Origin of the sequence: Anditalea andensis (assembly GCF_000714815.1) — a bacterium.
GTDB lineage: Bacteria > Bacteroidota > Bacteroidia > Cytophagales > Cyclobacteriaceae > Anditalea > Anditalea andensis.
The window spans coordinates 1-11,429 of the sequence record NZ_JMIH01000027.1 but is presented as its reverse complement, the minus strand read 5'-3'; the positions used below and the strand labels follow the sequence as shown (position 1 = coordinate 11,429).

The 11,429-nt window shown below is 42.1% G+C and carries 10 protein-coding genes and 1 pseudogene; 1 reads left to right on the top strand and 10 read right to left on the bottom strand.

Features of this window, described 5'->3' with window-relative positions; genetic code table 11:
- Positions 1-232 precede the first annotated feature (232 nt).
- From EL17_RS19190 to EL17_RS24410, 4 genes and pseudogenes are all read right to left on the bottom strand, one after another.
- A complete protein-coding gene (locus EL17_RS19190; protein ID WP_035078054.1) occupies positions 233-661 on the bottom strand; it encodes an SRPBCC family protein in 429 nt (142 codons plus the stop codon).
- Positions 662-708: 47 nt separating this feature from the next.
- A complete protein-coding gene (locus EL17_RS19185; protein WP_035078057.1) occupies positions 709-1,092 on the bottom strand; it encodes a VOC family protein in 384 nt (127 codons plus the stop codon).
- A gap of 224 nt (positions 1,093-1,316) precedes the next feature.
- A complete protein-coding gene (locus EL17_RS19180; RefSeq protein ID WP_035078052.1) occupies positions 1,317-1,910 on the bottom strand; it encodes a Crp/Fnr family transcriptional regulator in 594 nt (197 codons plus the stop codon).
- A 77-nt stretch (positions 1,911-1,987) separates the two neighbouring features.
- A pseudogene (locus EL17_RS24410) lies at positions 1,988-2,149 on the bottom strand (IS66 family transposase); the annotation flags it as partial.
- Between the two features lie 339 nt (positions 2,150-2,488).
- Between EL17_RS24410 and EL17_RS23640 the strand changes: the two are divergent.
- On the top strand, positions 2,489-2,653 hold the full coding sequence (locus EL17_RS23640) for a hypothetical protein (protein WP_164675170.1): 165 nt from the start codon (positions 2,489-2,491) through the stop codon (positions 2,651-2,653).
- 215 nt (positions 2,654-2,868) lie between these two features.
- On the opposite strand, the gene EL17_RS19175 is transcribed toward EL17_RS23640, so the two are convergent.
- The 6 genes from EL17_RS19175 to EL17_RS23635 all read right to left on the bottom strand — a co-directional run bounded on the left by EL17_RS19175 (position 2,869) and on the right by EL17_RS23635 (position 11,245).
- A complete protein-coding gene (locus EL17_RS19175) occupies positions 2,869-5,214 on the bottom strand; it encodes a TonB-dependent receptor (protein ID WP_035078049.1) in 2,346 nt (781 codons plus the stop codon).
- Between the two features lie 62 nt (positions 5,215-5,276).
- The gene (locus tag EL17_RS19170; protein ID WP_035078046.1) at positions 5,277-6,509 is read right to left on the bottom strand and encodes a hypothetical protein; all 1,233 of its coding nucleotides are present in this window, start codon (positions 6,507-6,509) and stop codon (positions 5,277-5,279) included.
- A gap of 259 nt (positions 6,510-6,768) precedes the next feature.
- Positions 6,769-8,436, bottom strand: coding sequence for a carboxypeptidase-like regulatory domain-containing protein (locus EL17_RS19165; RefSeq protein WP_164675169.1), 1,668 nt, complete (start codon positions 8,434-8,436; stop codon positions 6,769-6,771).
- 28 nt (positions 8,437-8,464) lie between these two features.
- Positions 8,465-9,436, bottom strand: a complete 972-nt coding sequence (locus tag EL17_RS19160) for a FecR family protein (RefSeq protein WP_035078039.1) — start codon at positions 9,434-9,436, stop codon at positions 8,465-8,467.
- Positions 9,433-10,014: an RNA polymerase sigma-70 factor gene (locus tag EL17_RS19155; RefSeq protein ID WP_035078029.1), complete on the bottom strand. Its 582-nt coding sequence runs from the start codon at positions 10,012-10,014 to the stop codon at positions 9,433-9,435. The genes EL17_RS19160 and EL17_RS19155 overlap by 4 nt, the downstream gene beginning before the upstream one ends.
- Before the next feature lie 1,063 nt (positions 10,015-11,077).
- Complete coding sequence (locus EL17_RS23635) at positions 11,078-11,245, bottom strand: hypothetical protein (RefSeq protein WP_164675168.1); 168 nt, start codon at positions 11,243-11,245, stop codon at positions 11,078-11,080.
- Positions 11,246-11,429 lie beyond the last annotated feature (184 nt).

Genomic DNA, 11,429 nt, shown 5'->3' with positions numbered 1-11,429 from the left:
GAACTAGTCCACAAAGAAGTCTCAATGGTAAAGAAATACCTCCAGCTCTACTGGACCATAAAAGATGAGGCCCGCGCGGCGATAAGATTGGCGGTGAAAAAGGAGCTTAGGGGGAAGGTGCAGTTCTCGGCATAAGGTAATATGTTTCAGGAGCTTATCCAGACGGATAGTATGGGAATTGGGTGGCATTTTAACTCTTGACGCTTATCCGGTATTGGCGGGGCGTAATTTTTTAGAAATCCCGTTCCTGATTTGGCAATCCTTTTTGATTCTCGCAGTATGTCTTCAAGCTATAAAGAAACATGGCCCAATTGTAACTGCACCAACGGTAAAAGTCAGTTCGTTCTCTCCATTTATAGTGTTTAAGAAATACCGTTGTTACATTATCTTTTTCTGCAAGTTCAAAAGACACCTTCGTTCCTATCCACTCTTCATCAGAATCTAAACATTCCCAAACTATCTGGTGGTTTTCTTTTAGTGCAATTATTTTAAACTTCGTGAGATACCCTTCATCAAAATCAAATTCATTGATAAAACCTATTTCGGGCTTTACTTTTAGTTTTTTTGTCCAGACCTGCCCTAAGCCTTCTTCAGATGTAAGTGCTTTATGCACGCTTTCAATAGGTGAATTAATGTAGTTTATTTGTTCAATACTTTCCATTTGCTATTGCATTATCTATTAAATTAAAAGAACCACCTTTAATTCATCTATTTCATGGAGTGAAAACCAATTGAGTTTCCTTCGGTATCCATTAATAGGGAAACAAAGCCATGTTCTCCAATAGACATTTTAGACTTAATGATTTTACCTCCGTTATCCTTCACACGATCTTCTAATTCCTTGCAATCATCACATCCAAAATAAACAATGCTACCGTTAGCAGAAGGTTTGACTTCATCCATTTTCACCAATGCCCCACTAGCACCATAATCTTCCATATCACTAGGAAAACCCTTCATTTGAATAGTCTCGTCAGAAGGATCAGTCATATCATTTAATGAAACTTGTAAAACAGCTTCATAAAACAATGCTGCTCTATTTAAATCGTTCACATAAATTTCGAACCATACTACAGGATTGAACTTTTTCATATTTGTTATTTTGTATATACGCTTTCTTGCAAGTAAATAATTGATAAAAATAGAATGCATGGTTAAATTTAGAATTATACGTGTTTCGGTCTTCGGTCTTCCGTCATCGGTCTCATAAAACTAAGAAATAAAGCTTACTGGCATCATTCCGTATAATCATGTTTGCTATTTTTAAATAGTTTAGTATTACAAATCTGAAAAAAAGAATTCGTTAAAATCTTGTCCTATGGCAAGTTCTCATGCGGGTACGTCATTTCTTTTCTTATTCTGCTTAAAGAAGTATCAGTAATGCCCAGGTAAGAAGCTATATATTTAAGCGGAACCTCTTTTATAATTTGAGGTTTTTCTTTTATAAGACTTAAGTATCTTTGGGAAGCACTTTGCGTATGCATATTGACAGCACGATTTTTTGCTTCAAAAAGCTGATTTGTCATCCAGGTCCTACCCCATTCCGTAAAACCTCCAATATTGCTATACAGATTTTGAAAATTATCAAAATCAATTTTCCAAACTACACAATCTGTTAGTGCTTGTATTGATTCCTTTGAAGGAATGCGAAGAAACAAGGATGCTACTTCGATCAAAATATCGTTTGTGCCGTAAAAATTAGTAGTTATTTCATTCCCTTTATAATCAACAATATACGACCTGAAAAGACCTTTTTCAATTAAGTAGTATTCATTGCTTATTTTACCTGCATCCAGTATGGCTTCATTTTTCAAAAACTCAGTTTTTGTATGTGACCCTGCAATTGCCTTATAACTCTCTTTTTTAATGGCGGGGTTATTATACATCTTTTCAAAAAAGGAATCTTCCATAGTTTTTTTATTTAAAAATAAGCAATACATCTGGAAGGTGTTAATCTTCTGGTGCTGTATAAGTAACAATTTCAAAACTAATTGTATGGGTTTTGAGTAAGCCATTCGCCCAGCTCCTGCAGGACCGGTTCTTCACGTTTCCTCCTTAACGGTGTCCGCTGTTCCCGGTCCATGGCTTCATCCCTGATCTTCTGTACGAGAAGGTACAGCTTTCCGATTTCATCCAGCACATGGTTGGCCTGTGTCTTATCATTTAGGCTTCAGGGCTTGGTATGACCGGATATCATGGGATAATTAAACCAAAGCACCCTATTAACCGGGATGGAAAAGATTCCCTGCGTAGGGGCGAAAAATTATTCGCCCCTACGCAGGGAATACAACCCAGTCTTCATGGATTTCAGGATGTGTTATTTCTCTTCAGTTAGGTTCGATGGTAATCAGCCAGTCGGAAGGTTTTACCAAGGAAGAGCTTGACCTAATTTTTTAAAACAGCACCATCCAAAAAGAATTTTTCGTCCCCTCAACCTAAGTCTTCCCAACCTTCAGGCTTCCCCCTATGATCCGCAACTCGATCATGAATGGCACGTGTACGAAAATCTGAGATGGACTGGGGAAGAAGTAGAGGTAGAAGGCTTTTGGGAGAAGGTCAAGGAAAAGGGAGCATGGGAGACGGAAAATCTTTTACCCTAATATCCCTGCGCCTCAACCTCTCCAAGGTTATTATATCTCTATGGGAATTTTAAAATGTTTAAGCCGTTAGAACCTTATTAATATGCAAGTCTGGTGAAAATCTCCTGATCAGTAAGAATCGTTTCTATATAATTTAATATATTTGAATATGGAAAATAATATAAAGGACATCCATCGGCAGGTGGAGTATATTAAGTTAAAACTTAGTCCGTATTTTAGAACGAGCCGACCGAATCCTATACCGAGTTTCAAGCCACCTATACCTGTACTAAAACTCCACCCTATAACTCAGAAGCGGAATCATCGGAGTTAAGTAAATGGTTTTGAGCTTGCTTTCCATAGGTTCAAAATAACTTCCGAAGACATTTTTGTGGTTGGTTACATTCTGTATGTCAAGGGCCAGCGTACGGGTGGAATTGGGTCGGTTTCGCTTTAAACTGACCCTAATATCGCTGCGGAAATAGTTTGGATTCTTTTGTTCAAAGGCCATTGATTCCTCATATACTGTTTCTCCCTTGCTAATGGATTCCTGAAGATTTATTGGGGTGGTCCTTAAACCTCCACTATATATTGTTCTCAAGTTGATGCCAAAGGTCCTGTTCTTCTGCCATAGGTATTCCTTTCCGGCTGTAAACACCATGTTCCCACCGCCGTTGAAACGGGTGTTTCTCCACCTGTTTTCCTCAGTCTGATAAAGGGAATTGAACACAGAGGCCGACAGCAGGAAGTAGAGGTTGCGGTGGGTAAACTGCTCCAAGGTAAATTCCGCCCCGTAATTTTTGCCAAGTCCCCGGTTGACCAGGGGATCTGTCACCAGGGTCCACTCCTGATTGAGGATGGAATAGGTCTGGTCTTCCCCGGCTTTGATCGGTATCTGAAACAGGTGCTGGTAATAGGTTTCTATTTTCATCCGCAGGTATGGGTTCAGAGACCTGTCATAACCCAACACCACATGATGGGATTTGCTGAGATCCAGATCCAAATTGGGCAAGAGACTTTCTCCGTTTACTTCCTGATTTGCAAAATAGGTCCCCAAGGGGTGGACCTGACTGTGCAGCCCATAACCGAGACTGACCCTTTGCTTTTCATCCAGTTCAAAAGATAGTCCAAGTCTGGGTTCCAGAGAGTTGGAATTATTCAGCAGCAATTGCAGGTAATGCAGTCCCATATTTAAAGTAAGACGTTGGCTTGCCCTGATGTTGAGCTGGGAAAAAGCCTGCACACTTTGGGTGTTGCCCTTGGCATCAATCTGGGTTTGCATCTGGCCTGTAATTTCATCATAAGCTTTTTCATTCATGTTATAATACAACTGATTGAGGTAAACACCGCTTCTTAAGTTGTATTTTGGTGAAAGTTTGGAATTCAAAACCGTACTGAAAGTGATTTTGGATTGACCATAATCCGAGGAGAAACGCGCGTCATTTTGATATTCCTGGTTGAGCCGTCCATATTTATCTCCCAAACTGCTTCCTGAAGCCAATAGCGTGGTCTGCAGGAAATTGGATTTGTTGAGGATCCGGGAATGTTTGATGCCGACCGCCCCGGTATTGGAAATAAAAGTGGAACTGAATCTGTCGGATTCTTGATTCCACCTCAGGGAGTCTTTTTCGGCATTCCGGTTTTGATCACTCAATCCTCCAAAGCCAAAGACGGTGATGGTGCTGTTATCTCCTGTGGGAAGGAAAAAATTAAAAGAGAGGTCCTGAAAGTTGGTGACAAAATCACCCAATGGAACCCCCAGCTGTGAAATGATGGATAGGGTGGAATAGCGGTAGTTGATCAGGTAAGAGCCTTTGTAATTTTTGGAGAATGGACCCTCAACGGCGATGTCGGTTCCCAGAAAACCAGCCTGTATCGTGAATTCCCTTTTTTCATTGTTCCCCTTCCTGAGACTCAGATCAAACACACCGGACAGGGCATTGCCGTATTCCGCAGGGAAGGCGCCTGTAATAAAATCGGAATTGGTCAACAGCTGGGCGCTGAGGATGGAAATTCCCCCTCCCGCAGTTCCGGGAAATGCAAAGTGATTGGGATTGGGAATGTCTATTCCCTCCATCCGCCAAAGGAGGGCATTGGGGTTGTTACCCCGGATGGAAATGTGGTTGTTTCCATCATCGGTGCTGACCACCCCGGAAAAAGACGAGGCCATCCTGGCAGGATCGTTGACCGCGGCTGCAAATTTGCGGGTTTCCTCTACCGAAAAAGTCCGGCCACTTACGGCGATCATATCATTGACAGTCCGGTCCTTGTCAGCAGCCAGCACAGTCACCTCCTGCATTTGCCCCAAATCCTCCTCTATGGAAACCGAAAGCACGGTTTCTTTGCCTGAATTCACCTGGATCCGGGAAAGGATGGCATCCCGGTATCCCACAAAACTTACCCTGACGGTGTAAGTGCCCAGCGGAACGTTCTGGATTTTGAAATTGCCCTTTTCATCTGAAACACCGCCCAAAAGCGGATCTGTGTCCAAAAGCATCACCGTAGCTCCCGGCATGGGAGATTTGCTGACTTGGTCGACAATATTTCCCCGGAGGGTCTGGGTCAAAGTCTGTGCGGATACCTTGCAGATCGCAAAGAAGAAAAGCAAAGCCAAAAGTTTAAAACATGGATTCATAATGTTGGAGCAGGTTTTTTTTAAAAGAGATTGATTGTTGGTTAAATGAAATCAGGTGGTTATTACAAAAACCGGATACCTGCCCTGAAGCCCCACCATAGCTGGCTGCTGAGGTCGTCAACATGGGTTTTTTCACGGTGGATTTGGGGCTGAATCATAGTGAAAAGTCCTGGGTGGTCTGTAAAGGAATGGTCAAATACCCTGAAGTTAAAGGTAGGTCCTGCAAAAAGGGCCATTTTATGGGCCAACTGAAAATCAACACCGACAAAGAGCCTGTTCACCAGGTTCAGGGCTTCCACATTCCCCCGGTTCAACTGTTCCGAACTGGCTTCAATGTTGAGGAAGAGCCTGCTTCCCAATCGGGGGGAGGTGCCTATCCCATAACCAAAAGCCCAAGTGACCTCCTCATTGATTTCCGGTCGCATCCCCGCAAAAAGGATGTTGTAAAATTCCCGCTTCCCTGTCCGTAAGGCTACATTGAGGGGGAGAACCTCATTGTAACTGAGTTCCACGGTATGGTATCCTGTCCGGACAAAGCTGATCAAGCCCACCGGAACACCGCTCATGCTGTCAGCATAATTGAACAGGCCGAGCTGAAAGCCCTGTACTTTTGAGGCATAATTGAAAGGGGAAATCTGGGATCCCTTCACATCTTTGGCAACAAAATTAGCCAATCCTGAAACCTGGGTTCCATGTAAATCCTGTGCGGTAAAATTTAAAAGACCTGCCAATTGTACTCCTTTGACTTTTTTGGGGGTAAAATTCACAAGGCCGGCTAATTGAATCCCGTCTACTGACCCAGTGGTAAAGTTGGTTAATCCCGCTAGTTGCACTCCCCTTACGTCTTGAAGGTTTGAGTTGAACAGTCCGGCCATTTGAACCCCATCTACCTGCCCACCGACCTGGTTAAACAGACCTGCCCACTGTACCCCGGTCATGTTACCCCGGTTGATGTTAAAAAGACCGGCCATCTCAAAAGCCCGGGTACCTGCTGAATAGCCACCTAGCAGGTTGATGGACACATCATTTACCGTATTGCCGGAATAGATGCCATTGGTGCCTACAAAGGGAACAAAGGAAAACTGGAAAGTGACAGCGGTGGTATCTTTTTCTTCCAACCTGAAGGGTTGGAATTTAACGTTGGCTTTCGCATCCTTTTGGATTTCCTTTTTTTGAAGAACGGAATCCTGTCCGATTGCGTCATCGACCTTGATTTCGGAATTTTGAAAGGCTGCTGCCCATAGGGGCAACATGGATAGGCATGTTGCTGCTAAAATTTTGATTGAAGTCTGCATGGTTTTAATTTCTTTTCAATACCATGACAAGCCAAAGGAGTTTTACCCCCATTACAAATGAAAAATATTTTTTAATCAGGTTTTAGTTAAAACAATGCTGACTGATTTTGGACTATTATTATCAAATAGCTGGTAAAATCATGAACTTGTGAGTACTGAAATAGATATTTGACTCCTAGCGAGTCGGGAGTCAATAAAAAAATGACCATCCTATAAACATGCAAGCACATCGGGGTGGACCCAAAAATTTCTTCTTATCTCAGAAAAACCGCAAACCTGCCCTGCCCCCGATCCACAGTTGAGAAACTATATTTTCCATAGGCATGGCATTTTCATTTCGGATAGTGGGGTTGGAATAAGTGAACATTTCCGGGTGGTCTGTAAATGAACTGTCATAGACCCGCCAGTTCAGGCTAGGCCCAAGGTATATTCCAAAACCTTTTACGATTTGGTACTCTATCCCCAGATAGGCCTTATTGATCAGGTTCAGTGCTTCCACATTCCCCTTGATCATTTGCGAAGCACTCAGCTCAAAATTCAGGTGTAACTTTTTCCCCAACCTGGGCGAGGTACCTATCCCGTAGCCAAAAGCCCAGGTGGTGGAGTCAGCGATCTCCGGTCTGACTCCTGCAAACAGCATGTTGTAAAAACCCCTTGTTCCCGATCGGATGGAGATATTGATCGGCAGCACTTCATCGGCACCTATCTCCACTTGATGATAACCTTTTCGGACAAAACTGAAAAAGCCTATCGATGCCCCCCGAACACTGTCCGCATAATTGAACAAACCGATTTGGGCACCTTTGATATTTCTGCCTACATTCAGAATTCCGGACATTTGGACACCTTCCAAATCATTATGTGCATAATTGGCTATTGCTCCCATTTGGACTCCCTTAAAATCTTTTGTGGCAAGGTTTAAAATTCCGGCCATTTGTATACCTTCTACATTCCCGGCAGTGAAGTTGACCAGTCCGGCCAATTGGGCCGCTTTCACATCCCCCAGAGCCCCGTTGGCTAATCCGGCGACTTGGAGACCTTTTACATTTCCACCTACCTGATTGAAAAGACCGGCCCACTGTACATATTGCACATTGCCTTTGTTGAGGTTGAACCAGCCCCCCCATTCAAATTTGTTTGTGCCTCCTGAAAATCCACCCAGCAGGTTGATGGAATAATCATTGACCACGTTCCCGGAAAGTTTGCGGTTGGTACCGATAAAGGGCAGGACAGAAACCTGAAAACGGCGGTACATGGTATCACTGACATTTTCTACATTCGTGAAGCCCGCGGAGTTTTTGGTCCAGACCCAAAAATCCTTCATGGGCTTGGTAAGACTCTTGCCCACTTCTTCCAAATCTATCTCTGGGGTTTTGAGTTGGATTCTTTGAAAGGGATTCTTTTTGTCCTTTACCAGAAGGGTATCGGCGTAATCTTTTTTATTGACTACCAATCGGATGCTGTCCATTTTGAAATTTTTTAAGGACAGTTCAAAGAAACCAAATTCATCTGTGGTGGAGGATTTTAGGGTGATGGGATCATATACCGTGGCATCCCGGATGCCTTTTCCTGTTGATTCATCCACCACATAACCACTGAATACCACTTCCTTTTCCGAGGGTGCTTTTGGGGTAAGAATGACATACACCCCTTTTTGCTTGATCACCACCTCACCTTCAAATACCTTTTCCAAAACCTCCCTCAGGGGCTGATCATAAAAAGTACCTGATACGGTACGCCCGACATCAATGGCAGAGGAGCTATAGGAAAAGAGGCATCCTGCCTCTTGGGAAAGGCGTTTGAGAAAGAAGTCGATCCGTTCATCTTGGGCAAGCATGCTTACTTTTCTTTCCAAAATCGGTACTTCCTGAGCAAGAGAAGAGAATATTTGAAAAAAAAGGAGCAAGGACAAGAAGGTTTTTTCCATTCTGTTGATCAATGAATATCTGAAAAAATCAAAAACAACCATCTCCTTTTAACCTGATTAAGTCTGTTTCTTGAATCACCTCAAGTCCCAAAGTTTCCGAAATAATGGTAAGGATGGTTTCCAAGGATTCATTTTCAAAAGCTACGGATATCCGGCAGGTGTCTATTTCACCTTCCATAACAATGGATCTGCCAAAGACTTCCTCCAATTTTGCCACAACACTTCCCAACTCCTCTTCCTGAAAATTTAAGGCCTTTGTTTTAAAGTAGGCTACATTGGCATCGGCGGTGGATTTGGAAAAGGTTTCAGAAGCCTTGTCATAGCTTCCCCTTTCCCCGGGATGAAGGGTAATGCCTTCCTGGCGGTTTGAATAGAACCGGACAATCCCTTCCTGTACGCTAACTTCCACGACAGGGCTTTCGGGTAAAGCCGCCACATGAAATACAGTGCCGATATCTTCAATCAGCAAATCACCGGCTTTTACAGTCCAATTGACTTTTTTCTGTTCCGGGATACTGATCAAGGCTTCTCCGATCAGGTGAATGGTCCCGGCTTTTTGGCGCTCATTATAAGCTACACTGACTTCAGAACTTGTGTTGAGGGTGATCTCTGTGGAATCAGGCATCAATTGGGTAGTTGGCTGGTTATCACTGATGAATTGAAATTTCTGAACCGGAGTTTGAAGCATTAAGAAAAGATAGACAAGCCCAAAAAGCAAAACCAAAGCGGCGGCAACTTTCCAAATAGGAAATAGCGGGGCACTTTTTCTTTCCTCTGGAAGGATACCGGATTTTAACCGGATCCAGGCCTTTTCACTGTCAAATTCCGGTAGGCCAGGCAGCTGGGCTTTTTCAAATATCAGTTGGGCATCGTCCAGGTATTTTTGGTTTTCAGGGAACAGTGCACACCATTCCTTCAGCTCCGAGATTTCCGTCTCTGTGGCTTCTCCCACCAGGAATTTGCTGATCAATGTTTCTATATGTTCGTGTTCCTGATTCATGGTTCCAGCAGACGACCCATCAGGATCAATATCAATGGTAAATAATCTTTTAATTGAGCCCGCATAAGTTTCAGGGCTTTTCCCATTTGGTTTTCTACCGTTTTGACGGAAATGTTCAACTGATCTGCAATATCCCGGTATTTAAGTTCCTCATATCTGCTCATCCTGAAAATAAGCCGACACTGTTCGGGCAAGGACTGAATCGCTTCCCCAATTTTTTCTTCCAATTCATTTTTTAATATAAATTGGTCAGATGGGAGACTGAATGATACACCTCCTGCCATCACTTTATCAGCGTGTAGTTGACGGACCTTTTGCCTTTTGAGTTCATTGAGGCAGGCATTTCTCACCGAGCTATACAGATAGGCTTTCAGTGAAGTTTCGATTTGGGTGCTTTCCAGCTTTTCCCAAAAGCCAATGAAGGTGGCCTGCACCACCTCCTCCGCTGCATCCGGGTCAGCAAGGTAGGTAAATGCAAATCTGCATAAGGGTGAATAATGGTTTTTGAACAGCATCTCAAACTCTGGAATATCTCCTTGTTGTATGGCAAAAAAAACCTTTTGATCTGAAATCTGCATGTGATACCTATAATCCTTACAAGGTAAGATTTTTGGTTCTTTTTTAATAAAGAAAACCGAAAAGTGAATTACCCCTATGCCTCATTGAAAATTATTGGTATTTATTTCAAAAATAGTTACCGGTTTTCCATTCTTATATTCAGTCAAGGTGGTTGTTCAGCGGAGAAATACATGGCTTGTGCCGGTATAATATTTTATAATATCCAGCCAAACAGGTGGAGCATATTAAGTTAAATCTTAAATCCGAAATGCCAAGAATAAGAAAGGAAATCCAAATCTATGAAGAAAAGGTAGCCAAAGGCCAAGCAACTAAAACCCGACTCCATCTCCCCACTCCAGGAATGGCTAATCTTTAACTCCTTATAATAGCAGGATGTAATGGCTCAGGGAAATCATCTAATTCCCATGAACTCACACCTAATGGTATTATTCCTTTTGATTATGACCATCATTTTTTAAAATTTTACCACTCCCTAATTCCTAAAGAATGCCAGGATATCCTAATCAGGCTTTTGCAGAGCTTGAACGACAAATAAATAAGGATTTGGTTTCAAAACATTCATTCTGTTACTAAACAAATTTTAACGCTACCCCTCTGCATTGCCATGAGGTATAAAGAACACGGTTATGGAAATAATATGGTTTATTTTTGCTTAGATCCTGTAAAGGAAGCAAAAAGAAGCGTGGCCATAAGAGTGGAAAATGGAGGTCATTATGAAAAGGAAATTGAAAAAAAGATTTCATGATGGCTACTAAAATCTTAACGATAATATTTCCTTTTTTGACAACTTACATTTATTTGACTGTTCCAGATATAAAATAGTGCCGCTCTATTGCCTTTCCTTTGAAAAGAACAGCATAGCCAAAAAAGAAAATTGTCCTAATTATTTTATTGATCATATACCAAAATTAAAAGAATTTGGATTACAACAATCCTAATACGAAGGGCTTAAGTGGACGGAGGATGCGGTGGAGGTAAAAGGATTTTGGGAAAAGGTCAAGGAAGCATGGGAGACAGAAAATCTTTTACCCTAATATCCCTGTACCTCGGAAAGCATTCTAATCATAATCTCCCCCTCCCCTCTTCCAGGGTCATCACATTGCCCAGTTCATTCAAAGAATCCTCATCACGATAAATACCATTAGGGTCATTCCAGCATAACCGGTCTATCAACTCTTCTCTGGAGAGCTTTATTGACCTCTTTAATAAGGATATCTTTTGGTAAATCAAGATAATACCGGTAAGGTTTGAATTGGGAGATAGCTGTCATGGTTTATGGTATTTTTTAATTTAGAAAATGATTGATACTGGCAATATTTTTCTTGAGGTTAAAAATACAACATAATACATTTTTAATCAATGAGTTAAACGATTTTTATCGGCTAAAAAGCTGACAATTTTCATCACGCAAACT